This is a genomic window from Rhizobium sp. P2_G9 (genome assembly GCF_056403475.1).
Window position 1 is genome coordinate 224,732 of sequence record NZ_JBFUFK010000002.1, and the last position, 23,216, is coordinate 247,947.

The 23,216-nt window shown below is 60.4% G+C and carries 25 protein-coding genes; 12 read left to right on the forward strand and 13 right to left on the reverse strand.

Annotated features, from left to right (window positions below; all coding sequences use genetic code 11):
* Positions 1 to 8 precede the first annotated feature (8 nt).
* From AC1DYF_RS02785 to AC1DYF_RS02805, 5 genes are all read right to left on the reverse strand, one after another.
* A complete protein-coding gene (locus AC1DYF_RS02785; RefSeq protein WP_477874995.1) occupies positions 9 to 896 on the reverse strand; it encodes a F0F1 ATP synthase subunit gamma in 888 nt (295 codons plus the stop codon).
* A gap of 24 nt (positions 897 to 920) precedes the next feature.
* Positions 921 to 2,450 carry a F0F1 ATP synthase subunit alpha gene (atpA, locus tag AC1DYF_RS02790; RefSeq protein WP_477874997.1) on the reverse strand — a complete coding sequence of 510 codons (1,530 nt, stop codon included), beginning with the start codon at positions 2,448 to 2,450 and terminating at the stop codon, positions 921 to 923.
* The gene (locus tag AC1DYF_RS02795) at positions 2,450 to 3,010 is read right to left on the reverse strand and encodes a F0F1 ATP synthase subunit delta (RefSeq protein ID WP_477874999.1); all 561 of its coding nucleotides are present in this window, start codon (positions 3,008 to 3,010) and stop codon (positions 2,450 to 2,452) included. Before AC1DYF_RS02795 ends, atpA begins: the two co-directional genes overlap by 1 nt.
* A 267-nt stretch (positions 3,011 to 3,277) precedes the next feature.
* Positions 3,278 to 4,114 carry a hypothetical protein gene (locus AC1DYF_RS02800; RefSeq protein ID WP_477875001.1) on the reverse strand — a complete coding sequence of 279 codons (837 nt, stop codon included), beginning with the start codon at positions 4,112 to 4,114 and terminating at the stop codon, positions 3,278 to 3,280.
* Positions 4,115 to 4,260: 146 nt separating this feature from the next.
* Positions 4,261 to 6,468: a primosomal protein N' gene (locus AC1DYF_RS02805; protein ID WP_477875003.1), complete on the reverse strand. Its 2,208-nt coding sequence runs from the start codon at positions 6,466 to 6,468 to the stop codon at positions 4,261 to 4,263.
* Positions 6,469 to 6,547: 79 nt separating this feature from the next.
* Between AC1DYF_RS02805 and fsa the strand changes: the two genes are divergently transcribed.
* Both fsa and AC1DYF_RS02815 read left to right on the forward strand, forming a co-directional pair.
* Positions 6,548 to 7,201, forward strand: a complete 654-nt coding sequence (gene fsa / locus AC1DYF_RS02810; protein WP_477875005.1) for a fructose-6-phosphate aldolase — start codon at positions 6,548 to 6,550, stop codon at positions 7,199 to 7,201.
* Between the two features lie 185 nt (positions 7,202 to 7,386).
* A complete protein-coding gene (locus AC1DYF_RS02815; RefSeq protein WP_477875007.1) occupies positions 7,387 to 7,629 on the forward strand; it encodes a hypothetical protein in 243 nt (80 codons plus the stop codon).
* A 78-nt stretch (positions 7,630 to 7,707) separates the two neighbouring features.
* Here the strand turns inward: AC1DYF_RS02815 and AC1DYF_RS02820 are convergent, their stop codons facing one another.
* The 4 genes from AC1DYF_RS02820 to AC1DYF_RS02835 form a co-directional block, all read right to left on the reverse strand.
* The gene (locus AC1DYF_RS02820) at positions 7,708 to 8,532 is read right to left on the reverse strand and encodes an amino acid ABC transporter permease (RefSeq protein ID WP_477875009.1); all 825 of its coding nucleotides are present in this window, start codon (positions 8,530 to 8,532) and stop codon (positions 7,708 to 7,710) included.
* 18 nt (positions 8,533 to 8,550) lie between these two features.
* Complete coding sequence (locus tag AC1DYF_RS02825; RefSeq protein ID WP_477875011.1) at positions 8,551 to 9,348, reverse strand: transporter substrate-binding domain-containing protein; 798 nt, start codon at positions 9,346 to 9,348, stop codon at positions 8,551 to 8,553.
* A 120-nt stretch (positions 9,349 to 9,468) separates the two neighbouring features.
* On the reverse strand, positions 9,469 to 9,849 hold the full coding sequence (locus AC1DYF_RS02830) for a DUF2794 domain-containing protein (RefSeq protein WP_477875013.1): 381 nt from the start codon (positions 9,847 to 9,849) through the stop codon (positions 9,469 to 9,471).
* 204 nt (positions 9,850 to 10,053) lie between these two features.
* Positions 10,054 to 10,821 carry a DUF1223 domain-containing protein gene (locus AC1DYF_RS02835; protein WP_477875015.1) on the reverse strand — a complete coding sequence of 256 codons (768 nt, stop codon included), beginning with the start codon at positions 10,819 to 10,821 and terminating at the stop codon, positions 10,054 to 10,056.
* Between the two features lie 290 nt (positions 10,822 to 11,111).
* Between AC1DYF_RS02835 and AC1DYF_RS02840 the strand changes: the two genes are divergently transcribed.
* Positions 11,112 to 11,567 (forward strand): Lrp/AsnC family transcriptional regulator, encoded by a 456-nt coding sequence (locus AC1DYF_RS02840; RefSeq protein WP_477875017.1) that lies wholly within the window; start codon positions 11,112 to 11,114, stop codon positions 11,565 to 11,567.
* 190 nt (positions 11,568 to 11,757) lie between these two features.
* Here the strand turns inward: AC1DYF_RS02840 and AC1DYF_RS02845 are convergent, their stop codons facing one another.
* On the reverse strand, positions 11,758 to 12,447 hold the full coding sequence (locus tag AC1DYF_RS02845) for a hypothetical protein (protein ID WP_477875019.1): 690 nt from the start codon (positions 12,445 to 12,447) through the stop codon (positions 11,758 to 11,760).
* Positions 12,448 to 12,507: 60 nt separating this feature from the next.
* On the opposite strand from AC1DYF_RS02845, the gene AC1DYF_RS02850 reads away from it, so the two are divergent.
* The 4 genes from AC1DYF_RS02850 (at position 12,508) to AC1DYF_RS02865 (ending at position 15,618) form a co-directional block, all read left to right on the forward strand.
* Positions 12,508 to 13,116 carry a TetR/AcrR family transcriptional regulator gene (locus AC1DYF_RS02850; protein ID WP_477875021.1) on the forward strand — a complete coding sequence of 203 codons (609 nt, stop codon included), beginning with the start codon at positions 12,508 to 12,510 and terminating at the stop codon, positions 13,114 to 13,116.
* A 74-nt stretch (positions 13,117 to 13,190) separates the two neighbouring features.
* Positions 13,191 to 14,444, forward strand: coding sequence for a flavodoxin-dependent (E)-4-hydroxy-3-methylbut-2-enyl-diphosphate synthase (gene ispG / locus AC1DYF_RS02855; RefSeq protein ID WP_477875023.1), 1,254 nt, complete (start codon positions 13,191 to 13,193; stop codon positions 14,442 to 14,444).
* Between the two features lie 56 nt (positions 14,445 to 14,500).
* The gene (locus tag AC1DYF_RS02860; protein ID WP_477875025.1) at positions 14,501 to 15,202 is read left to right on the forward strand and encodes a hypothetical protein; all 702 of its coding nucleotides are present in this window, start codon (positions 14,501 to 14,503) and stop codon (positions 15,200 to 15,202) included.
* Complete coding sequence (locus tag AC1DYF_RS02865; protein ID WP_477875027.1) at positions 15,199 to 15,618, forward strand: PIN-like domain-containing protein; 420 nt, start codon at positions 15,199 to 15,201, stop codon at positions 15,616 to 15,618. Before AC1DYF_RS02860 ends, AC1DYF_RS02865 begins: the two co-directional genes overlap by 4 nt.
* Before the next feature lie 9 nt (positions 15,619 to 15,627).
* Here AC1DYF_RS02865 and AC1DYF_RS02870 read toward each other — a convergent pair whose 3' ends face one another.
* The 3 genes from AC1DYF_RS02870 to acnA all read right to left on the reverse strand — a co-directional run bounded on the left by AC1DYF_RS02870 (position 15,628) and on the right by acnA (position 19,648).
* Positions 15,628 to 16,266 (reverse strand): LysE family translocator, encoded by a 639-nt coding sequence (locus AC1DYF_RS02870; protein WP_477875029.1) that lies wholly within the window; start codon positions 16,264 to 16,266, stop codon positions 15,628 to 15,630.
* Between the two features lie 156 nt (positions 16,267 to 16,422).
* Positions 16,423 to 16,878 (reverse strand): macro domain-containing protein, encoded by a 456-nt coding sequence (locus AC1DYF_RS02875; protein WP_477875031.1) that lies wholly within the window; start codon positions 16,876 to 16,878, stop codon positions 16,423 to 16,425.
* 79 nt (positions 16,879 to 16,957) lie between these two features.
* Positions 16,958 to 19,648: an aconitate hydratase AcnA gene (gene acnA / locus AC1DYF_RS02880; protein ID WP_477875033.1), complete on the reverse strand. Its 2,691-nt coding sequence runs from the start codon at positions 19,646 to 19,648 to the stop codon at positions 16,958 to 16,960.
* Positions 19,649 to 19,914: 266 nt separating this feature from the next.
* Between acnA and ccmA the strand changes: the two genes are divergently transcribed.
* From ccmA to AC1DYF_RS02905, 5 genes are all read left to right on the forward strand, one after another.
* On the forward strand, positions 19,915 to 20,553 hold the full coding sequence (gene ccmA / locus AC1DYF_RS02885) for a heme ABC exporter ATP-binding protein CcmA (protein WP_477875137.1): 639 nt from the start codon (positions 19,915 to 19,917) through the stop codon (positions 20,551 to 20,553).
* Positions 20,554 to 20,905: 352 nt separating this feature from the next.
* Positions 20,906 to 21,565: a heme exporter protein CcmB gene (ccmB, locus tag AC1DYF_RS02890; protein WP_477875035.1), complete on the forward strand. Its 660-nt coding sequence runs from the start codon at positions 20,906 to 20,908 to the stop codon at positions 21,563 to 21,565.
* 68 nt (positions 21,566 to 21,633) lie between these two features.
* On the forward strand, positions 21,634 to 22,404 hold the full coding sequence (locus AC1DYF_RS02895) for a heme ABC transporter permease (protein ID WP_477875037.1): 771 nt from the start codon (positions 21,634 to 21,636) through the stop codon (positions 22,402 to 22,404).
* Entirely contained in the window at positions 22,401 to 22,574 is a 174-nt protein-coding gene (gene ccmD, locus AC1DYF_RS02900; RefSeq protein ID WP_477875039.1) for a heme exporter protein CcmD, read from the forward strand. The genes AC1DYF_RS02895 and ccmD overlap by 4 nt, the downstream gene beginning before the upstream one ends.
* Positions 22,571 to 23,194, forward strand: coding sequence for a DsbE family thiol:disulfide interchange protein (locus AC1DYF_RS02905; protein WP_477875041.1), 624 nt, complete (start codon positions 22,571 to 22,573; stop codon positions 23,192 to 23,194). Before ccmD ends, AC1DYF_RS02905 begins: the two co-directional genes overlap by 4 nt.
* Positions 23,195 to 23,216 lie beyond the last annotated feature (22 nt).

Here is a 23,216-nt window from a genome sequence, read left to right on the forward strand (position 1 = left end):
TCTTACCGTCAGAGCGCCTCAGCGCCCGAAATGATTTCAATCAGTTCCTTGGTGATCTGAGCCTGACGCTGGCGGTTGTAATTGAGCGTCAGCTTGTTGATCATGTCACCGGCATTGCGCGTAGCATTGTCCATGGCGCTCATCTTGGCGCCCATTTCACCGGCAACGTTTTCAAGGAGTGCGCGGAAGACCTGCACCGAGATATTGCGCGGGATGAGATCGCCAAGGATCGCGCCCGCGTCGGGCTCGTATTCGTAGACTGAGGTTGCGCCATTCTGCTGCGACACACCCTCTTCCACTGGAGCGGCAGCAGGGATCAGTTGCAGCGCGGTCGGCACCTGCGAGATCACCGACTTGAACTCGGAATAGAACAGCGTGCAGACGTCGAATTCGCCCTTTTCGAACAGGGCAATCACCTTGCGGCCGATCGCTTCCGCATTGTCGTAGCCGATCTTCTTGACCTCGCGCAGATCGACGCGATCGATGATCAGGCTGGCGAATTCGCGGCGCAGGATATCGAAACCCTTTTTGCCGACGCAGATGATCTTGACCGTCTTGCCGGCTGCGAGCAGGCGGCGGGCATGATCGCGCGCGAAACGCGCGATCTGCGAGTTGAAACCGCCGCACAGACCGCGTTCGGCCGTGCAGACGATGAGAAGATGAACTTGGTCGCGGCCTGTGCCCGTCATCAGTGCAGGCGCATCGCTCTGGCCGCCAGTCGCTTGCGCGATATTGGCGAGAACGGCGCTCATGCGCTGCGAGTAGGGCCGCGCGGCTTCCGCGGCTTCCTGGGCACGCCGAAGCTTCGCCGCGGCGACCATCTTCATCGCCTTGGTGATCTTCTGCGTCGCCTTGACGGAGGCGATCCGGTTCTTCAGATCCTTAAGCGAAGGCATCCGTTTTCGTCCTCAATCTGCCGATCAGGCGAAGGTCTTGGAGAAGCTGTCGAGAGCGGCCTTCAGCTTGCTGCGGGTGTCGTCGGTGATCTGCTTGTCGGTGCGGATCGCATCGAGAACGGCCTTACCTTCGGAACGCATGTAAGCGAGGAAGGCGTGTTCGAACTTGCCGACCTGGGCGACAGCGATCTTGTCGAGATAGCCGTTGACGCCGGCGAAGATCACCACAACCTGCTCTTCCGTCTTGAGCGGCGAGAACTGCGGCTGCTTGAGCAGTTCCGTCAGGCGGGCGCCGCGGTTCAGCAGGCGCTGGGTGGCGGCGTCGAGGTCCGAACCGAACTGGGCGAAGGCGGCCATTTCGCGATACTGGGCGAGTTCGCCCTTGATCGAGCCGGCAACCTGCTTCATCGCCTTGACCTGGGCCGACGAGCCGACGCGCGACACCGAAAGGCCGACGTTCACGGCCGGGCGGATGCCCTGATAGAACAGGTCGGTTTCGAGGAAGATCTGGCCATCGGTGATCGAGATGACGTTGGTCGGAATGAAGGCCGACACGTCGTTGCCCTGAGTTTCGATGACGGGAAGAGCGGTCAGCGAGCCGGCACCCTTGTCGTCATTGAGCTTGGCAGCACGCTCGAGCAGGCGCGAATGCAGGTAGAAGACGTCGCCCGGATAGGCTTCGCGGCCCGGCGGGCGGCGCAGCAGTAGCGACATCTGGCGATAGGAGACGGCCTGCTTGGAAAGATCGTCATAGCCGATCAGGGCATGCTTGCCGTTGTCGCGGAAATATTCGCCCATGGTGCAGCCGGCGAAAGGCGCCAGATACTGCATCGGGGCCGGGTCGGACGCCGTGGCGGCAACGATGATCGAGTACTGCAGCGCACCGCGCTCTTCGAGCACCTTGACGAACTGAGCGACAGTCGAACGCTTCTGGCCGATAGCGACATAGACGCAGTAGAGCTTGTCGTTCTCCGGGCCGTTGTCGTGGATCGCCTTCTGGTTCAGGATCGTGTCGAGAATAATCGCGGTCTTGCCGGTCTGGCGGTCGCCGATGACGAGCTCGCGCTGGCCGCGGCCAACCGGGATAAGAGCGTCGATGGCCTTGAGGCCGGTCGACATCGGCTCATGCACCGACTTGCGCGGAATGATGCCGGGGGCCTTGACGTCGACGCGGCGACGTTCGGTAGAATTGATCGGGCCTTTGCCGTCGATCGGGTTGCCGAGCGCGTCGACGACGCGGCCGAGCAGTTCCGGACCGACCGGAACGTCAACGATTGCGCCGGTGCGCTTGACGGTGTCGCCTTCCTTGATGTCGCGGTCGCTACCGAAGATAACCACGCCGACATTGTCGGATTCGAGGTTCAGCGCCATGCCGCGAATGCCGCCGGGGAATTCGACCATCTCACCGGCCTGGACATTGTCGAGGCCGTAGACACGAGCAATACCGTCGCCAACCGACAGAACCTGACCGACTTCGGAAACCTCGGCTTCCTTGCCGAAATTCTTGATCTGGTCTTTGAGAATTGCGGAAATTTCCGCGGCGCGGATATCCATCAGCCGACCTCTTTCAATGAAAGCTTAAGTGTAGAGAGTTTGGTGCGCAGGGAGGTGTCGATCTGGCGCGAACCCAGCCGGACGATCAAGCCGCCCAGGATCGAGGGGTCCACGGCGACATTGATCGCCACATCCTTGCCGGTGACGCCCTTGAGCGCCGCCTTCAATTCGGTTTCCTGCGCTGCTGTCAGCGCATGCGCCGAGGTGACCTCGGCCGAGACTTCGCCGCGATGGCGGGCATAGATTTCGCGGAATGAACGGATCATGCCGGGAATGGCAAACAGGCGGCGGTTACTGGCGGCCACCTTGATGAAATTGCCGGCGAGGCCGGAAATGCCTGCCCTGTCGAGGATCGCCGTGATCGCCTTGAGCTGTTCGTTCGAGCCGAAGACCGGACTCAGGACCAGTCGCTTCAGATCGTCGGATTCGTCGATCAGCGACTGGAAATTGTCGAGAGCAGTGGCGACTTCGGCGAGCGAATTGCTTTCGAGCGCCAATTCAAAAAGAGACGATGCATAACGCTCGGCCACGCCGGACACGGTTTGCGATGAGTCTGCCACGCGCTGGTTTTCCTCATTCCCTAATCAAGCTCGCCGCTGCGGTGCGGTGCAGCAGTAAGAGCCTGAACTTGTTGCATTATTTGCAGAATTCAATGGGCGCAAGGCCCATATCCCCCGATAGCTCGCTTGCCATCTAGCATAGCTCTCCCGGACTCGCAACACAGGATGTTACTGAATGTTACGGCGTTTTCGCGATTCTTAACAAAACCGCTCCGGCAAAGAATCCGTCGGCGAAATAATTTTCTATGCCCGCTTCAAAAAGCCCGATCACATCAGTGACGCGACATAGGTGAACATGATCCCGGCCGCAGCCGCTTCGACAAAGAGGGCGAGAATCGCGTAAATATAGTTACCGCGGTTGAAAGCGAGCGCGATCAGCCGGCCGATCGCGGCAAAGGCGAGTGCTGTGGCAAAAGCCAGGTTTATATAGAGCATCTTTTCGAACGGGGCGTCGCGGGCATGCGGGCTGCCGACCAGCAATATGCCGAGCACGCTGGCGCCCAGCGCGAAACCGCCGGCCGAACGGATGCTGGTGAAGCCGGCCACCGTGATGCCGTCGACGCCAATCACATAGCTCGAAATCCGCGGCGCGAACATCAGCACGATGCCGATCACGGCAATGGCGACATAGGTATAGAAGGCGAGTTGTGATTTCAGTTCTGTCGGTAGGCCAAAATCCATTTCCGGTGTGAACACTTCAAAGAAGTAATAAAAGAGTGCGCCGGCGAGGAAGACCTGCACCAGGAACAGCAGGATGTTGACCATGGTGGCGGAGCGGTCGGACATCAGCGAAATGATGCGGCCGAAGGCGGCAACGGCGAAGGCAAGGCCGAGCGCAGTATAAAAGGGTGGTTGATCGAACATCAGCGCGGTGACTGCGAGGCCGAGCAGAAAGCCGCCGGATGCTCGAAGTTCGCCGATGGCGCCGGGGCGGGTTTCACGGCTTGCAAGGCAGAGGACCTTGCCGGCGGTGGTTGGGAAAAGCAGCATGAAGAGGCCGATGAGGATCGCGACCGCGGCGGCAATAAAAGCTGCCTGAGCGCCGGGCGCCGTCGGATATTGCGGCCAGTCGAGCGAATCGAGCAGCGATTTCAGTGCGTCCATGGTTCCCCTCATGCCCCATCAACGCAATGATCTATGGCATATCCGCAGAAGCGTGGGAATCAGGGGGAGGGCGTCCGCGCGCAATAATTCTCGTATCAAGGTGCGGATATAACAAGGATTCTTGTGGTTGCGGGCAACGCCCGCGCTCATAGGAAGCTTTGTGGGTCGATGTCGATCTGCACCTGGATCGAGGCGCGTTCCTTCGGCCCCTTCTCGACCATGGTCCGGACAAAGCCCTGCATGTCGACGCCGCGCTTGCCATGCACGAGCAGCCTAAAACGATGGCGGCCGCGAACCAGCGCCAGCGGTGCCTCGGCCGGGCCAAGGACAGAGATGCCGGAAACATTCGGAGCTGCCTGCCTCAGGCCGCGGGCGTGGCCTTCCGACTCGTGGCGGGTGTCGGCTGAGACGATGATCGAGGCGAGGCGGCCGAAGGGGGGCATCAGCGCCCGTTCGCGTTCGGCGATCTCGCGTTCGTAGAAAGCTTCGGGGTCGCCGGAGACGATGGCCTGCATGACAGGATGCAGCGGCTGATAGGTCTGGATCAGGCCGTGGCTTTTCAGGCCCGAGCGACCGGCGCGGCCGGTGACCTGAGACAGAAGCTGGAAGGTTCGTTCAGCGGCGCGCGGGTCGCCGTTGGCGAGACCGAGATCGGCGTCGACAATGCCGACCAGTGTCATATTGGGGAAATTGTGACCCTTGGCGACAAGCTGGGTGCCGATGACGATGTCAGCCTCGCCCTTGGCGATGGCTTCGAGTTCGAGCCTCAGCCGCTTGACGCCGCCGACGAGGTCGGAGGAGAGAACGATGATGCGGCGATCGGGAAAAGTCTTTTCGACCTCTTCGGCGATCCGCTCGACGCCGGGGCCGCAGGAGGCGAGGTGGTCGAGCGTGCCGCATTCCGGGCAGGCCTCGGGCGATTTCTCTGCATGGCCGCAATGGTGGCATTGCAGCATGCCGCGAAAACGATGCTCGACCAGCCAGGCGGAGCAATTCGGACATTGGAAGCGGTGGCCGCAGACGCGGCAGAGCGTCAGCGGCGCATAGCCGCGACGATTGAGGAAAAGCAAAGCCTGTTCGCCGCGCTCGACGGTCTTCTCTATGCCTTTTATCATAACCGGCGAGAGGAAACCGCCGCGGGCCGGCGGATGTTTGCGCATATCGACGAGATGCAGGTCCGGCAAGGCCGCGCCGCCGAAGCGGCTGGCGAGATGGACCTTCTGATACCGGCCCTGGTCGGCGTTGACACGGCTTTCGATCGAGGGTGTCGCCGACACCAGCACGACCGGAAAATCGCCGATGCGGCCGCGCACCACTGCCATGTCGCGGGCATTGTAGAACACCCGGTCCTCCTGCTTGTAGGCCGGGTCGTGCTCCTCGTCGACGATGATCAGGCCGAGATTTTCGAAGGGTAGGAAGAGGGCGGAGCGGGCGCCAGCGACGACATGCACCTGGCCTTCGGTCGCCTGGCGCCAGACTTTTTCGCGCATGCGCGGCGACAGGTCGGAATGCCATTCAGCCGGCTTGGCGCCGAAGCGGTCCTGAAAGCGTTCGAGGAAGGCCGGGGTCAAAGCGATTTCCGGCAGCAGGATCAACACCTGCTTGCCTTGGCGCACGGTCTCGGCAATCGCCTCGAAATAGACCTCTGTCTTGCCAGAACCGGTGACGCCGTCGATCAGAGTGACATCGAATTTTTGCGCACGCACGGCGGCGATCAGGCAATCGGCCGCCTCGCGCTGGGTTTCCTCCAGTTTCGGCTCGGCATGGTCCGGGTCTGGCTCTGCGGTTACCGGCGGGGGTGGCAGGAAGATCTGTTCGAATACGCCATGCGCGGCCAAACCATCGACGACAGAGGCGGAGACGCCGGCGGCATGCGCGAGCCCCAGCCGCGTCCATGCCGGCGCTTCCTCGGCAAGCGCAATCACGCGCATCCGGGCAGGTGTCAGACGTTCCGGACGCATGTCGGTGAGGCGCAGGCCCTCGACCATCGGCTCGGGGTCGAAGGCAGTCGGCGCGCGCAGCGCCATACGTGCCACAAGGCCRGGCGGCGACAATGTATAGCTGGCTATCCAGTCCAGGAAGGTCTGCATATCGCCTGACAGCGGTGGGCAGTCGAAAACCACGGTGATCGGCTTCAGCTTCTTCGGGTCGACATTGTCGTTGCCTTCATTTTTCCAGACGACGCCGAACACCTGGCGGGGTCCGAGCGGCACCTGCACGATCGAGCCTTCCTCGACATGCACGCCGTCCGGCACGAGGTAGGAATAAGGTTTTGGAACGGGTAGCGGGACCATCACCGGCACGGCTTTTGCCGGTTTCGGCGGGTCGAACAAATCCAGCGAATCTTTTGCCATCGCCGGACCATGCACTTGCTTTTGGGCAAAGAAAACATCAAATACGGGGGAAAGCGCGAGACCCAGGGAGCGAACGACCATGAAATTTTTCGTCGACACCGCAGACATCAAGGAAATCAAGGAACTGAACGATCTGGGTATGCTGGATGGTGTGACCACCAACCCGTCGCTGATCCTCAAGTCGGGCCGCAAGATCCTCGAAGTCACCAAGGAAATCTGCGACATCGTCGAAGGCCCGGTCTCTTCCGAGGTCACCGCGATGGACTATGAGGGGATGATGAAGGAAGCGGCTGTCATCTCCAAGATCGCACCGAACATCTGCATCAAGCTGCCGCTGACCTTCGACGGCCTCAGGGCGTGCAAGGCGCTGACCTCCGAAGGCCACAAGACCAATGTCACGCTCTGCTTCTCGGCCAACCAGGCGCTGCTCGCCGCCAAGGCCGGCGCGACCTTCATCTCGCCTTTCGTCGGCCGTCTCGACGACACCGCCATCGACGGCATGGAGCTGATCCGCGAAATCCGCCAGATCTACGACAATTATGGCTATGAGACCGAAATCCTTGCCGCCTCCATCCGCACGGTCAATCACGTCAAGGAAGCCGCGCTGATCGGCGCTGACGTCTGCACCGTGCCGCCGGCAACGCTCAAGGCGCTGATCAAGCATCCGCTGACCGATAAGGGCCTCGAACAGTTCATCGCCGACTGGGCCAAGACCGGTCAGTCGATCGCCTGATTTTTCAAGGCAACGCATCCACTGAACCCGGGCGGCTCATTCCTGCCCGGGTTTTTGTTTGTCGTTTAGCCTGTTCCACCGGGAACAGCGGCGCTGCGTATTTGCTGCGACAAGAGCGTCAACGGGCCGTAACAAACGGTTCGAAAACGAAACCTAAAGACAACAAAATGTTTGGAGTGTTCCCTATGAAAAAGTTCGCTATCGCCGCCCTGGCCGCCGTCATCGCCACTGTTTCGCTGTCCGCCACTGCCGAAGCCGGCTGGCGCTACCGCCATCACGGCTGGCATGGCCGCGTGTTCTTCGCGCCGCGCATCGTCGTGCGCCCGGCCCGTTTCGTCGTCGTCCACGACTACTGCTTCACCAAGAAGGTGTGGGCTTATGACAATTGGGGCAATGCCCATCTGCGCCGCGTCCGGGTTTGCCGTTGATCGCTTGCCGATGGAGTGAGGCTCGCCGCTTCACATGCCCGAAAGCCCGGTTCCTTCAAGGACCGGGCTTTTCCGTCGTCAGCGCTTGACCTGGGCCTGGCGCATCCGCTTCTCGATATGCCTGAGAACCAGCGACAGGCCGATAGTCAGCACCAGGTAGACATAAGCGACCATGGAATAGGTCTCGAAATAGCGGAAAGAGGTGGCGACGGAAATCTTCGCCGCCTGGGTGATGTCGGCGACACCGAGCACGGAGACCAGCGAGGAATCCTTGACCATGGCGACGAAGTCATTCGACAGCGGCGGGAAGATCACCCGCAGTGCCTGCGGAAAAATGATCAGGCGGAAGCGCTGGAAGCGGGAGAGCCCGAGCGCCTTGGCCGCCTCGACCTGGCCCTTGTCGACAGACTGGATGCCGGCACGAAAAATTTCGGCGATGAAGGCGGAATAGGCAACCGTCAACGCGATGATGGCCCGCCACATCAGCGACACCTCACGCACGAGCAGCGTATCGAGCATTCCCGCCCGGATCAGCGGTGCCGCCAGACAATTATAGGCGGCTACCACGGCCGGCGCGCCGACAAAGGCGACGTAGAAGAGCAGGACCAGAACCGGGATGCCGCGGATCAACTCGATATAGAAGCGGGAGAATTGCCTGAGCGACTTGAGATCGGAAAGGCCGCAGAGCGCGACCGCCAGGCCAAGCGCCACGGCAAGGGTAAAGGCGATCAGCGTCACAAGGACGGTGACTTCCAACCCGGTGGAGACGGCTGCGAAAATCTCGCGATAGAGATCGCTGCCGGCGATCAGGACGGCGGTGCCGACCCCGATCACGACGAGGGCGACCAGCCAATATGGAAAGTCGCCCGCGTCGGCAGATTGTGATGATTGGGGCGCCGACATCGAGACGGCGTTGTCGGTCTATTGGCCCATCTTGTAATCGAGGAACCACTTCTTGTTCAGCTTGTCGAAGGTGCCGTCGGCCTTCAGCGAGGCGATCGCCGCATTGACAGGCTTCTCTAGATCGGAGCCCTTGGGGAAAATGAAGCCGAAATCCTCGCTGCCGAGCGGCCCGCCGATCAGCTTGAGGCTGCCACTGGAGGCATCGACATAGCCCTTGCCGGCCGTACCGTCCGTCAGCACGACATCAACGTCGCCGGATTTCAATGCCTGGACCGTGGCGCCGAAGGTTTCGAACAGCTTTATCCGCGGATTATGCTCATTGCCGTCGAGCACGCTATAGACGGCGGTGTAGAATGGCGTCGTGCCAGGTTGGGCGCCGACCAGGCCATCCTTGAAGGCGGCGAAGCTCTTGGCTTCGGTGAATCGCTTCTCATCGCCGCGCACCAGCATGAACTGTTCGGAGCGCATATAGGGATCGGAGAAATCGACCTTCTGCTTGCGCTCGTCCTTGATGGTGATGCCGTCCATGCCGATATTGTACTGGTTGTCGGAGACGGCCTGGATCATCGCATCCCACGACGTGTTCTGGTATTCCACCTTGAAATTCAACCGCTTGGCGATCTCGTCCATCGCGTCATATTCCCAGCCGACCTGCTTGTTGGTCTTGGGGTCGACGAATTGCAGCGGCGGATAGGCGTTCTCAGAGACCACGACCACCTTGCGGCCCTTGAGGTCCGGCAGATCGGCGGCATGCGCGGCAAAAGGCGCTGCGATAACGGCGGCGAGGCCGAGAAGGAACGAGCGACGGAACGTCATGACGAAGGGCTCCCGAGATTGTGGCGGTTCCATGTCATAAAGATGAAGGGGTCGGCTTGGCAAGCGGCAAAGCGGAGCCGTGAGGAGCAACAGTCGCCGGACTGGGAGGGAGAATTTGTCTCAATCGCGGAGGCGCTGCACCTTGTCGAAGAATTTCAGCAGCTGGGCGAGCTCGTGGCCGCGCTTGAGGATGCGGCCCTGGGTGTTGACGATCGAAAAAGCACCCTGCTTGGCGGCGAATTTGGGGTTCTTCTCGATCTGGTAGAGCGGCAGGTCGCCGGAGCGCTTGAAGACCGAGAACACAGCCTTCTCCTTGAAGAAATCGATGGCGTAGTCACGCCATTCGCCTTCGCCGACCATTCGGCCATAAATCCTCAGGATCTGGTTGAGTTCGAGGCGGTGGAAGGTGATCGGCGCCGGATCGCGGGCATCGCGATAGTCCTTGAGATCGACCACCTGGCCTGCGGTGGTCGCTCCACTGTGCTCGGTCTGATCCGTCATGTCGTCCCTTACACGATGTTTCGCTGCCATTGCCGCTGCGATTCACCGGCGCGCCAATGACGAATTGATGACAGTTTGCCTGAAGAGGTCCGAATTGCAAGACCGATTTGATCGGTAATGTTCGGACTTCTGCGTCACATTGTCATGTGGGCACGGTCATTGCGGATGTCGAGGGGCCGAGGCGGGATGAGCCGTGACACGGCGTCACTGCGCGCCGAGCGCCGCATAGTTTTCCAGTATGGCGGCGCCGTAGATGCGGCCGGGATTGCCGTCCTTGTCATGCGCCTGCAACAGGATGGCGCAGCCGTCCTGGCCCTTTTTGGAAATCAACGCCGACGGCAGCTTGATGGTCATCGCCTTGCCATCCCACATGCCGACTGTTTCGAGCTTGGTTACGGCATTTCGGTAGGTTATCTGCTTGCCGGTATTCTCGCCCTTGGAGATCTCCACCGTGGTTTGCTTCTTGAAATAGGCCATCACGACATCGGCCTTGCCGACGCCGGAGCCGACCGTAATCGTCATCTCATCCTTCGTCAGGTCGGCATCAACGTCGACGGGCATGCCGTCGCCGTTCTTGCCCATGCGTTTGAGGTCGGCGAGGATCACGTTGGGATTGGTGGACTTGGCATCGGTCACACCGTTGAGCACGATCTGCGGCGTGAAGACGTTGTTGTTGCCAAGCATCTTCGCATAGCCATATTGGCGGTCGGTGTTTTCCTTCTGGCCGAGTGTGTCCTCCCAGCCGAGATAGTTCCAGTAGTCGATGTGGTAGGAGATCGCCACGACATTGCCGTCGCCGGCGATCTTGAAGAAAGCGGCGTCAGCCTTGGGGCAGGAAGAGCAGCCCTGTGAGGTGAACAATTCGACGACGCCGACAGGATGCGACTCCTTGACCTCCTCGGCCATGCAAAGCCAAGCCGGCGCTACCGCGAACAGGCAGAGCACAAGAGTTGAATAGAGTGGAAGCCGCATGGAAGTCCCTAGGTCCCGGATAACGGCCGACAGATGCACGCAAGATTGCGCGAGCCATGGCCTGCAATGCTCCAGCTATAGCCCAAGACGGCTTCACACCTAAATCAAAATCCCTTGATGGAAACCGGCTCAAAATTTTTGAATTGCATCGGAACCATTTTTCTTGACATACGTTAATTGCATCGGGGTTTCTACAACTTTGACGCTTGGGCGAAAAATCGCACTTTCCGCGTCAAAATTTTCCCTTTAGACATTTTTCGACATGATTTGCACGGATGCGGAGGTTGCATATGAGTATTTTGGACGAAACGGACCGCAGCCTCCTTGCCCTTCTGCAGAAAAATGACAGGTTGTCGCTCGCAGAGATTGGGCAAGAGCTGAAATTGGCTCCGTCCACCGTCAATGACCGCATCAAGCGCCTCATCCGCAATGAGATCATTTCGGGTTTCCACGCAGCCGTGAATCCGGAAAAAGTCGGGCTCGATCTGCTCGCCTTCGTCTTTGTCGGTTGGAATGAGCCCGAGGTGGAAGAGGCTTTCCTGCAAAAGGTCGCCAGCAGCGGGGCCGTGCTCGAATGCCATCATGTCACCGGCGCATGGAACTACCTGCTCAAGGTGCGGCTGCGCAACACGCGCGAGCTCGAACGCTTCCTGGCGCAGGAATTGAAGGGCATCGAGGGGCTGATGCGCACCGAGACCCTGATCGTGCTGTCGTCAGCCAAGGAAGTTTCGACGCTGGACGTCTGACAATCGCGTCTACTGAGGGTTTAGCGCATGTCGCCTGAAAGCGGAAACCGGTTTCAGAATAACGACATGCGCAAAACAAAAGTTTGGAGCGCGGTTCTGATTCCATCAGAACGCAAAGCGCTCTAAAGACCAAGAGGGCCGGCGCTTTCGCATCCGGCCCTCTTATCTGTGTCTCGCGAAGTCTATCAATTCAAAGAAAAGTGATCTCGTCACCCAGCGGCGTGCGCCTGATTCGCTTGCCGKTCAGCGCGAAGACGGCGTTGGCGAGCGCCGGCATGACCGGTTGCGCCGCCGGCGTGCCACCGAGACCGGGCCGGACAGCGTTTTTCAGCAGTTTCACGTGGATCGCCGGGATTTCCATTCGCTGGCGAATTTCGCGGCCGGTGGCTTCCCTGAGCGCGCGGCGGATATCGGCTTCGATCACCGCGCGGCGGATGTTGTCATCGGCAAGCGGGCCGGCATCGACGGCGCAATGGACCGCATCGACACGGATGCCCGCATCCTCTTCGGAAACCTCGATCACTTGTGCAACCCAACTGCCGTTTGAGAAGGCGAAGGCAAAGCCGCGCGCCTTGCCGTCGGCCACGGGTTCCTGCCAGTTCGACATGCGCGCCACGGCGTCGATCAGCCGGGTCGCCACCGGGTAGGGCGACATCAGGCGGCGGCGCAGTTCGAGTGGATCGGTGCCACCGGCATAGGCGATTTCGTCGAGCGTGCTTTCCTGGATAAAGGCATTGTAGGAAAGATCCTGCATGTCATCACGCAGTCTCGATCCAACGATATCGCTCGCCTGATCTTCAGCCCAGGCGCTCGGAGTTTCAGTGCTTTGAACGGATGCGCCATAGTCCGTCTTGGCCAATGTCCAGAACACGCTATGCATGAAAAATACCTCGTCATCTCTTGTGTTGACAAAATATCGAAAAATGTCAGAATGTCAAACATGGAAGCAACCGAAACACTCGACAAGCGAAAAATAATTCTGGAAGCGGCCTTCAAGGTGTTCCTTGCCTATGGCTTCCGGCGCACCACCATGGCCGACATCGCCGATGCGGCCGGGATATCGCGGCCGGCGCTTTATCTCGAATTCAAGAACAAGGCCGATATCTATCGTGCCGGCTTCATGTCGATGCTGGAGCGTACCTTCCGCAATGTCGACCTGGCGCTTTCGGGTCCGGGAAGCCTCTGTCCGCGGCTGGTGGCGGCACTGACCGTCGGCGTCATCGATCCGATGCGCCGAGTGCAGCAATCGCCTCATGGGGCTGAACTGTTCGAGGTCAAGCAGGAACTCGCCGGCGATCTCGGCCAGGACTGGAATGACGTGCTCGAGCAGAATCTCGACCGGGCACTGGCAGCCGCGCAGGCGAACAGCGAAATCTTCCTCGAAGACCATCACGATCTCAAGCCTTGCGACCTCGCCCGGCTGATCGTCTCGGCCGTTGAAGGCATCAAGCGCCGCAAGAGCGACTGGCACGAAGCCGAGGCCGATATCGGCTGGCTGGTCGAACTTCTTATCCAGCCGCTGACCAAGCCGAACAAATCCGCGTCATGAATTCGCCGCAGCATTGACATTGAAGTGGTGCTGCGCCACCTCAATGCCAATCCCGTTGCTCGCGAGTTCTCCTGATGTCCGCACCCGAAGATTTCGACCCCAAGCCGCGCCGTGCAACCGTTGCCGTCGATGTCGGCGGCGTGATCGTCGGCGGTGGCGCGCCAGTCGTCGTACAGTCGATGACCAATACCGACACGGCCGATATCGATGCCACGGTGGCGCAGGTCGCAGCCCTCTCCCGCGCCGGTTCCGAGATCGTCCGCATCACCGTCGATCGCGACGAGAGCGCGGCCGCGGTGCCGAAAATCCGCGAGCGGCTGCTCCGACTCGGCATGGACGTGCCACTGATCGGCGACTTCCACTATATCGGCCACAAACTGCTCGCCGACCATCCGGCCTGCGCCGAGGCGCTGGCGAAATACCGTATCAATCCCGGCAATGTCGGCTTCAAGGACAAGAAGGACAAGCAGTTCGCCGACATCATCGAGATGGCGATCAGATACAACAAGCCGGTGCGGATCGGTGTCAACTGGGGCTCGCTCGACCAGGAACTGTTGACCGCACTGATGGACAAGAATGCGGCTGAAGGCTCGCCCTTGACGGCGCGGCAGGTGACGCGCGAAGCGATTGTGCAGTCGGCGCTTTTGTCGGCTGAACTCGCCGAAGAGATCGGCCTGCCACGCAACCGCATCATTCTGTCGGCCAAGGTGTCCCAGGTCCAGGACCTGATCGCCTGCTATTCCATGCTCGCCGAGCGCTCCAACCACGCGCTGCATCTCGGCCTCACCGAGGCCGGCATGGGCTCGAAGGGCATCGTCGCCTCCTCCGCGGCCATGGGCTATGTGCTGCAGCAGGGGATCGGCGACACGATCCGCGTATCGCTGACCCCGGAGCCGAATGGTGACCGGACGCGCGAAGTCGTGGTGGCCCAGGAACTGTTGCAGGTCATGGGCTTCCGCCAATTTCTGCCCGTCGTCGCCGCTTGTCCCGGCTGCGGCCGCACGACATCCACCGTGTTCCAGGAACTGGCGCAGAATATCGAGCGCGATCTCCGTAAGAACATGCCGGTCTGGCGTGAGAAATATCCGGGTGTCGAAGCGCTCAACGTCGCCGTCATGGGCTGCATCGTTAACGGCCCGGGCGAAAGCAAGCATGCCGATATCGGCATCTCGCTGCCCGGCACCGGCGAAATGCCGGCCGCCCCGGTGTTTATCGATGGCAAGAAGGCGCTGACGTTGCGCGGGCCGAAGATCGCTGAGGAATTCGAGGCGCTGGTGGTCGATTATATCGACAAGAGGTTCGGGCGCGGAGCGCAGGCGGCTGAGTAGCCGAGGCTCTGCAAAGGACGATTGACACACGCTTTTCGTAATGAGTTACTGCGTGCATGGTCTTGGATGATTTGATCGGTATAGGTCTCTATACGCCTGCGGAAGCGGGAAGGCTTGTTCATGTCACATCCGCGAAGATTTCCAGATGGCTTAAAGGGCACCGTGTGGATGGCCAGTTCTACCCGGCTCTCTGGAAATCAGAAGTGTCTCTCGGCGATAATAAACTTTATCTCGGTTTCCGGGACCTGATGGAGGTTCGCGTTGCAGCTGCTTTCATTCAAGCTGGGGTCTCTGCCATCAAGGTCCGCGCTGCCATCGGTTTAGCTCGAGATGTCATCGGCCGCGATCACCCCCTGTCCACACATCAATTTCGAACAGATGGACGCGAGATTTTTCTTCAGCTCGCACAAGAGGATGCTGACGGCCAAGAACAGCAGCGGTTGCTGAATCTGTTTCGCCGGCAATACGAGTTTAAAGGATTTCTCGATCCACTACTGAAGACCGTCGATTTTGGGCATGACGGCAGCCCTTTGGTCTGGTGGCCCGCGGGCCGCAGGCTCAATGTCGTCATCGATCCGGCCCGTTCATTTGGCCAACCAATCGATTCCATTTCCAGCGTTCCAACTTCTGTTCTCGCTGCGGCGGCGAAAATGCATGGCAATGTTCGCAAAGCTGCCCGGGACTATGACGTCAGCGAAACGTCTGTACGTCATGCGTTGGAGTTTGAAACATCGATGGAGCAGCGGTTGGCAGCGTGAAAGTGCTTTTCGATAATTGCACGTCTCCGATTCTTGCCGCCACTCTCCACGGATTCATACAGCATGAAGGACACTCGGCCACCCATATCAGGGATGTAACCGGCCTTCCAAGCGGTCGCCATTCCAGCGATATTGAATGGATTGATTTCCTCAGGCGATCGAACGACGTGTGGATATTTGTTTCCGGCGATGTTCGAATTTTGAGGAATCCCGCGGAACGGGCCGCTTTGCGGTCAGCCGGGCTTCACGGATCCATACTGGCGGCCGCCTACCAGAACACCCCGATGCATCAGGTCGCTTCTATCTTGATCTGGCGGTGGCCGGAAGTCGTCAAGATAATCGAGCTCATCGAGCCGCCTTCGATGCATGAAATTCCGATCAATAAAAACTCGAAACTCCGGCCTCTTCCTTTATAGGCGCTAAACCTATACTCCTGCCGTCAGCATCTTGACGCCGGCGAAGGCGAAGAAGGCGCCCATGCAGGCCTCGATATAGCGGCGCGCCTTGCGATAGCCTCTGACCACGGGCGAGGCGGAGAACATCAGCGCCATGGCATTGAGTGAAACGAGGCCGATCGTCAGGCAGCCGGCGACATAGACCGCCATGATGCTCGACGGCGCACCGGCCGGCAGGCCGAGCGATACCAGCGAAATCCAGATGAACACGGCCTTGGGATTGGTGAGATGCAAGGCGAGGCCCTTGAGGTAAAGCCGCCTCAGGCTCTCCGCATGCAGATCGGCGGCATTGCGCAGGGTGTCGTCGCGGGAAGCGGCGCGCTTGAAGGCCTTCCAGGCGAGATAGAGCAGGTAAAGCCCACCGGCTATCTTGATGACCACCAGCAGTTCCGCATAGGCCGACAACACCGCCGCCAATCCAATGGTGGAGAGCGTTGCCCAGCAGAGAGAACCCGTCATCACGCCGGTGGCAAAGGCCATGCCGGCATTGCGGCCCTTGTTCATCGACGTGTTGATCAGCGCCAGAACGGCCGGGCCAGGGCTGACGACGGCGATGAAATAGGCCGACCAGGCGACGGCGAGGTATGGCAGGTAGTGATGGAGGTTCATAATCTAGGTCCGGATTGGCAATTCCGAATATACGCCTGCCGGGATTCGTTGAAAAACGATTAGAATTGGCGCGTCCATAAGCGAAGTTGATGCGAGGCCCGTTCATAGCGCACCGATAGGTCTCGGCATCCGTGGAAAATCACGCTCGATCTGCCGTCACGGCACGAATTCGACCAATGTGTGGTCCTCGCCCTCGAGCTCCTTATCCATGATCACGGCAATCCTCGTCCAGTCGCCGCCGGCAAGGCCGGCTCCAATCTTGGGATAGCCGATGCGCAAGCCGGAAAACCTGCTTCGTACTGTCTGCATCACCCCTCGGATGGCGTCGTAATCAGCTCTGACGCCTTTGCCTTTGTAATCGAACTGTGTGTAGCCATTGACGACGACGAGACGGCGGCCATCGATATCGACCTCTGCGGTAGAAACCGTACCCAGCTTGTCGCGGGCGCCGGGCTCAGTGGTGCGATCTGCTGCGTAGGCCTGGGGGAATTGTTGCTTGATGGCCAAGGCAATGCCTTTGCCCATGACGCATTGGCAATTGCAGCCATGGATGATGACATCGAATTCACCATCCCGCGCAAGCCGGATCAAATCGCCGCGGATGGATTTCATCGTTTGCCCCTCCAGGAAGCCGAAATGAAAAACGCCGGGCATCTCATACCCGGCGTTTTATCTCAGGATTTACGTCCGCTTAGGCGGCCAGATCGCGCAGCACCGTCTGCAGGATGCCGCCATTATGGAAGTAGTCGATCTCGTCCAGCGTATCGATGCGGCAGATGATCGGGATGTCCTTCACGGAACCATCGCCATAGGTCACCTTGGCGACCGTCTTCTGGCGCGGCTTGATTTCAGCGAGGCCTTCGATCGTCACCAGTTCGTCGCCCTTGAGGCCGAGCGAGGCCCATGTCGTGCCTTCCTCAAAGACGAAGGGGACGATGCCCATGCCGACCAGGTTGGAGCGATGGATGCGCTCGAAGGACTGGGCGACGACGGCGCGGACGCCGAGCAGGTTGGTGCCCTTGGCCGCCCAGTCGCGCGACGAGCCGTTGCCATATTCGACGCCGGCAAAGATCACCAGCGGCACGCCCTCGGCCTTGTACTTCATCGCGGCGTCGTAGATCGACATCTCTTCCTTGGTCGGATAGTGGATCGTGTAGCCACCTTCCTTGCCGTTCGGGCCGAGCATGTGATTGCGGATGCGGATATTGGCGAAGGTGCCGCGCATCATCACTTCATGATTGCCGCGACGCGTGCCGTACTGGTTGAAGTCAGCCACCGGGACGCCGTGGTCGATGAGGTAGGTGCCAGCCGGAGAGGCGGCCTTAATCGAACCGGCCGGAGAGATGTGGTCGGTGGTGATCTTGTCGCCGAACAGGCCGAGCACGCGCGCGCCCTTGATGTCGGTGACGCCGCTGGCCGTCTTGGTCATGCCGACGAAATAGGGCGGGTTCTGCACATAGGTCGACTGGTCGTCCCAGGCATAGGTGTCGCCGGCCGGAATCTGCACGGATTGCCAGTTAGCATCACCCTTGAACACGTCTGCATATTTCGCCGCGTAGAGTTCGCGGGTGACGTATTTCATGATGAATTCCTGGATCTCCTTCGTGGAGGGCCAGATATCCTTCAGGTAGACCGGCTGGCCGGACTGGTCCTCGCCGATCGGCTCCTGGGTCAGGTCCTTCTGCACTGAGCCGGCGAGCGCGTAAGCGACGACGAGTGGCGGGGAAGCCAGGTAGTTGGCCTGCACATCGGGCGACACGCGGCCTTCGAAGTTGCGGTTGCCGGAGAGGACGCCCGCGGCGATCAGGCCCTTGTCGTTGATCGTCTTGGAAATCGGCGCCGGCAGCGGACCGGAATTGCCGATACAGGTGGTGCAGCCGAAGCCAACGAGGTTGAAGCCGAGCGCATCAAGGTCCTTCTGCAGGCCGGACTTGTCGAGATATTCGGCGACCACCTGCGATCCCGGCGCCAGCGAGGTCTTGACCCAAGGCTTGGATTTCAGGCCCTTGGCGACAGCGTTGCGGGCGAGCAGGCCGGCGGCGATCAACACGGACGGGTTGGAGGTGTTGGTGCAGGAGGTGATGGCAGCGATCGCGACATCACCATGGCCGAGGTCGAAATCCGTGCCCTCAACCGGATAGCGCATGGCGATCTGGCCGGGCTTCTTGTAATCGCCTTCGAGCGCGGTCGCGAAGTTCGGCGCAATGGTTTCGAGCGACAGGCGACCTTCCGGACGCTTCGGGCCGGCCATAGACGGCACGACTTCGCCGAGATCGAGTTCCAGCGTGTCGGTGAAGACAAGGTCGGAGCCATCGCCGGTACGCCACATGTCCTGCGCCTTGGAATAGGCCTCGACCAGCGCGATGCGGTCGGTTTCGCGGCCGGACATGGTCAGGTAGTTGATGGTCTCGGCATCGACAGGGAAGAAGCCGCAGGTGGCGCCGTATTCCGGACCCATATTGCCGATCGTGGCGCGGTCGGCCAGCGACATGTTGTCGAGACCGGGGCCGAAAAATTCGACGAACTTGGAGACGACGCCCTTCTTGCGCAGCATCTGCACAACGGTGAGCACGAGATCGGTAGCGGTGCAGCCTTCCTTGAGCTTGCCGGTCAGCTTGAAGCCGATCACTTCCGGCAGCAGCATGGAGACGGGCTGGCCGAGCATGGCGGCCTCGGCCTCGATGCCGCCGACGCCCCAGCCGAGCACACCGAGGCCGTTGATCATCGTGGTGTGCGAATCGGTGCCAACGCAGGTGTCAGGATAAGCAACCGTCTCGCCGTCCTCGTCCTTGGTCCAGACGGTCTGGCCGAGATATTCGAGATTGACCTGATGACAGATGCCGGTGCCGGGCGGCACGACACGGAAATTCTTGAACGCCTGCTGGCCCCATTTGAGGAAGCGGTAACGCTCGCCGTTGCGCTGGTATTCGAGCTCGACATTCCTGGCAAAGGCCTGCGGCGTGCCGAATTCGTCGACGATGACGGAATGGTCGATGACGAGGTCGACCGGAACGAGCGGGTTGATCTTTTCAGCATCGCCGCCGAGCGCCTTGATGCCATCACGCATGGCGGCGAGATCGACGACGGCGGGAACGCCGGTGAAGTCCTGCATCAGTACGCGGGCAGGGCGATAGGCGATTTCGTATTCGGTCAGGCCTTTGTTAACCAGCCATTCGGCCACGGCCTTGATGTCGTCCTTGGTGACGGAACGGTCATCCTCGTTGCGGAGCAGATTCTCCAGCAACACCTTCATGGAATAGGGAAGCTTGGAAATACCGGTCAGTCCGTTGGCTTCCGCCTTTGGCAGGCTGTAATAGACATAGTTCTTGCCGTTCACGGTGAGGGTGGAACGGCAATTGAAACTATCAAGAGATTGAGACATAGGTGGACCCGTTTCGTCTGATCGTCTGAACTGACGTGCGAACGCCCGGCGCGAATACGCCTATGGGATGCGGGTGCAACCATTTCCGCTGTCCGCACGTAGAATTGCCTGCGGCAATTCCAAGTTCGGCGCTTGGATGATATTCACGCCGGCTGCTGGCGCGATTGCAGAACCTATAGATAATTTCTAAACAAGGTTCCATACGTACAAAGGCCTAGGAAGACATTTTTTTGCACTGCGGCGAGGGCCGCGCGGAGGTCCGGTTGCTGCGTTTGGAAATCCGCGATCTCGCGGCGTTGCGGGGCGAGGAGCGGATATTTTCCGCTGTCACGTTTTCGCTTTCGGCCGGCGACGCGCTGGTCGTCACCGGGCGCAACGGCTCGGGAAAATCGACGCTGATCCGGACGATTGCCGGCCTGCTGCCGAAGGATTCGGGGGCGGTCGAGGTCAGCTTGAACGGTGAAAAAATCCCGCGGGCGGCGGAAACATGCCATTATCTCGGCCATCGCAATGCCATGAAGCGGGAATTGTCGGTCGAGGAGAACCTGGTTTTCTGGAAGCGATTCCTCGGTGACTTCGAGGGTGGTGTCGGCATGGAGCCGGAGGCGGCGGCCGAGGCGCTGGGGCTGGCCACGATCCTGCATCTGCCCTTCGGTTATCTCTCCGCCGGCCAGCAGCGACGCATGGCGATGGCAAAATTGCTGACCGCCTGGCGGCCGATTTGGCTATTGGACGAGCCGACGGCTGCACTGGATGTGCAGTCGGAGGAGATTTTTGCGGGGCTGATGCGGGCGCATCGGGAAAAGGGTGGAATTGTGATTGCGGCGACGCATCAGGAATTGGGGCTGGAGGGGGCCAAGGGGCTGGTGATGAAGGGGTTCGAGTATGGGGAGAGTGTGTATTGATTTCCTCCGCTTCGGCCTGGGTCTACCCCCCTCTGTCCTGCCGGACATCTCCCCCACAAATGATGGGGCTATCGCATATGGCGAAAGACCCTCTCTGTCCTGCCGGCCATCTCCCCCACAAGGGGGGAGAGGACTCGCGGCACTCGCCCTGCCTCAATTGGGGCACAGCGGAGCCGCGGGTTAAGCCCCTCCCCCTTGTGGGGAGGGGTTGGGGAGGGGTTTTCACATCATCTGCGACTGCTCTGCTACAAGAAGGGAGGGCGACACGCGTCGCCTCAACCACTCTCCCCCCTTGTGGGGGAGATRCCCGGCAGGGCAGAGGGGGGTGCCGCCAAGCACTCCGCGGTCTCGCATGATCTCCCTCTTCATCCGCGACCTCAAACTCGGTTTTCGCGCCGGCGGCGGTGTTCTGACCGGCGTGCTGTTCTTCATGACCATCGTCGCCGTCATCCCCTTCGGGGTCGGACCCGATCTCAATCTTCTCTCCCGCATCGGCCCGGCCATCCTCTGGGTCGGCGCTCTGCTTGCTTCACTGCTCGGTCTCGACCGTCTGTTCCAGGCCGAGCGCGAGGACGGGTCGCTCGACCTCTTGATGATGCAGGAAACACCGCTACCCTTCATCGTCTTCATCAAATGCCTGGCGCACTGGGTCTCCGCAGTGCTGCCGCTGGTGATCGCCTCGCCGTTGCTCAGCCTGTTCATGAACCTGAATGAGATGGCGATCGGCGCTTTGGCGCTGACACTGTTCGCCGGCTCGCCGGCGATAACCTTCATTGGTGCGGCGGGCGCTGCGGTGGCCGTGGCGTTACCGCGTGGCGGGCTGATCGTTTCAATCCTCATCCTGCCGCTGACCGTTCCGGTCCTGATTTTCGGTGTCTCAGCCACTTATGCGGCGGTCGAGGAGCCGGCGCCGTTTCTGCCACCCTTCCTGGCCTTGGTGGCGCTCAGCCTGTTCTTTGCGGTGATTGGCCCGATCGCCGCGGCCTTCGCGCTGCGCGCCTCATCCGAATGACGCCAATGTGAGGCCCCATTGACCCGGATCAATTGCAGCCTTCGGCCAAACAAGATAAGAGAGCGGGCATGACCGAAACCACCGTCGCGCCTTCGAAACTGACCTCGCTTGCCAATCCGACGCGGTTCATCGCGGTGGCCGGAAAAGCCCTGCCCTGGCTCGCAGGATTGACGGTTCTTTGTTTCATCGTTGGCGTCTATTTGAGCTTCTCGACCGAGGGTGACTATCAGCAGGGTGAGACGGTTCGGATCATGTATATCCACGTGCCGTCGGCCTGGCTGTCGATGATGTGCTACACGATCATGGCGGTCGCGGCGCTCGGCACATTGGTCTGGCGGCATCCGCTGGCCGATGTCGCGGCCAAGACCGCAGCGCCCATCGGCGCTGCTTTCACCTTCCTGGCACTGGTTACCGGTTCGCTCTGGGGCAAGCCGATGTGGGGCACCTGGTGGGTGTGGGATGCGCGGCTGACCTCGGTGTTCATTCTGTTCCTGATGTATCTCGGCCTCATCGCCTTCAATCGGGCGATGGACGATCCGGGTCGGGCCGCGCGTGTCAGCGCGGTGATGATCCTCGTTGGCTTCGTGAACATCCCGATCATCAAGTTTTCGGTCGATTGGTGGAACACGCTGCACCAGCCGGAAAGCGTCTTCCGCCTTGATGGCCCGACGATCGATCCGGAATTTCTCAGGCCGCTGCTGATCATGGCCGTGGCCTATACGCTGCTGTTCTTCACCCTGCATCTGATGGCGATGCGCAATGAAATCTGGCGCCGCCGGATTGCCGTGATGCGCCGCAACGCCGCCCGCGCCGCGCAGGCCGGAGGCGAGGCGCGATGAGCCATGCATTTTACGTCTATTCCGCCTGGGGAATTTCCGCCGTGGTGCTGGCGATCACGATCGGGGTGATCCTCATTGATAGCAGCCGCCTGCAGCGCGAGCTGAAGCGGCTTGAGGCACAGGGCATCCGCCGTCGTTCGGCGGAGCCGGCGGCTGGGGAGCGGACGTGAATTCTCAGATACCGGAAACCACGGCTGAGAAGCCAGCTCAGCCTTCCCGACTCCGCCGCATCGTCGTGGCGCTGATTCCTTTGGTGGTGTTCGTCGGACTGGCGGCGATTTTCCTGACGCAATTGCTTTCGGGCAAGGACATTTCCGCTTTGCCCTCCGCCCTCATCGGCAGGCCGGCGCCGGACCTCAAACTTGCGGCTCTCGATGGCGCCATCTCCGACGGAAAGCCTGTGCTGGCTCTGACCACGGCCGCGATCAAGGGCAAGCTGACGCTCGTCAACGTCTGGGCCTCCTGGTGCATACCCTGCCGCGAGGAACATCCTGTCATTCTCGGCCTGTCGCGCGACGACCGGCTCAACATCGTCGGCATCAATTATAAGGATCGGCCCGATGCCGCGCTCGGCTTCCTCGGCGAACTCGGCAATCCGTTCAAGGCAATCGGCGTCGATCCAAAGGGTGCCGCGGCGATCGACTGGGGTGTCTATGGCGTGCCCGAATCCTTCCTTGTCAGCCCTTCGGGTGTGATCCTCTACAAGCATGTCGGGCCGTTCGACGACAATTCCGTGCAGAACGAATTGCTGCCGGAAGTGGAGAAGGCGCTGGGCAAGGCTAAGAGCTGATAGCCGCATCGGCTTGACTTTT

Bases quoted from the DNA above. Each gene is read 5' to 3' on its own strand.
- AC1DYF_RS02785 (WP_477874995.1), bottom strand. From the start codon at position 896: ATGCCTTCGCTTAAGGATCTGAAGAACCGGATCGCCTCCGTCAAGGCG.
- atpA (WP_477874997.1), bottom strand. From the start codon at position 2,450: ATGGATATCCGCGCCGCGGAAATTTCCGCAATTCTCAAAGACCAGATC.
- AC1DYF_RS02800 (WP_477875001.1), bottom strand. From the start codon at position 4,114: ATGGACGCACTGAAATCGCTGCTCGATTCGCTCGACTGGCCGCAATAT.
- fsa (WP_477875005.1), top strand. From the start codon at position 6,548: ATGAAATTTTTCGTCGACACCGCAGACATCAAGGAAATCAAGGAACTG.
- AC1DYF_RS02815 (WP_477875007.1), top strand. From the start codon at position 7,387: ATGAAAAAGTTCGCTATCGCCGCCCTGGCCGCCGTCATCGCCACTGTT.
- AC1DYF_RS02820 (WP_477875009.1), bottom strand. From the start codon at position 8,532: ATGTCGGCGCCCCAATCATCACAATCTGCCGACGCGGGCGACTTTCCA.
- AC1DYF_RS02825 (WP_477875011.1), bottom strand. From the start codon at position 9,348: ATGACGTTCCGTCGCTCGTTCCTTCTCGGCCTCGCCGCCGTTATCGCA.
- AC1DYF_RS02830 (WP_477875013.1), bottom strand. From the start codon at position 9,849: ATGACGGATCAGACCGAGCACAGTGGAGCGACCACCGCAGGCCAGGTG.
- AC1DYF_RS02835 (WP_477875015.1), bottom strand. From the start codon at position 10,821: ATGCGGCTTCCACTCTATTCAACTCTTGTGCTCTGCCTGTTCGCGGTA.
- AC1DYF_RS02840 (WP_477875017.1), top strand. From the start codon at position 11,112: ATGAGTATTTTGGACGAAACGGACCGCAGCCTCCTTGCCCTTCTGCAG.
- AC1DYF_RS02850 (WP_477875021.1), top strand. From the start codon at position 12,508: ATGGAAGCAACCGAAACACTCGACAAGCGAAAAATAATTCTGGAAGCG.
- ispG (WP_477875023.1), top strand. From the start codon at position 13,191: ATGTCCGCACCCGAAGATTTCGACCCCAAGCCGCGCCGTGCAACCGTT.
- AC1DYF_RS02860 (WP_477875025.1), top strand. From the start codon at position 14,501: ATGGTCTTGGATGATTTGATCGGTATAGGTCTCTATACGCCTGCGGAA.
- AC1DYF_RS02870 (WP_477875029.1), bottom strand. From the start codon at position 16,266: ATGAACCTCCATCACTACCTGCCATACCTCGCCGTCGCCTGGTCGGCC.
- AC1DYF_RS02875 (WP_477875031.1), bottom strand. From the start codon at position 16,878: ATGAAATCCATCCGCGGCGATTTGATCCGGCTTGCGCGGGATGGTGAA.
- acnA (WP_477875033.1), bottom strand. From the start codon at position 19,648: ATGTCTCAATCTCTTGATAGTTTCAATTGCCGTTCCACCCTCACCGTG.
- ccmB (WP_477875035.1), top strand. From the start codon at position 20,906: ATGATCTCCCTCTTCATCCGCGACCTCAAACTCGGTTTTCGCGCCGGC.
- AC1DYF_RS02895 (WP_477875037.1), top strand. From the start codon at position 21,634: ATGACCGAAACCACCGTCGCGCCTTCGAAACTGACCTCGCTTGCCAAT.
- ccmD (WP_477875039.1), top strand. From the start codon at position 22,401: ATGAGCCATGCATTTTACGTCTATTCCGCCTGGGGAATTTCCGCCGTG.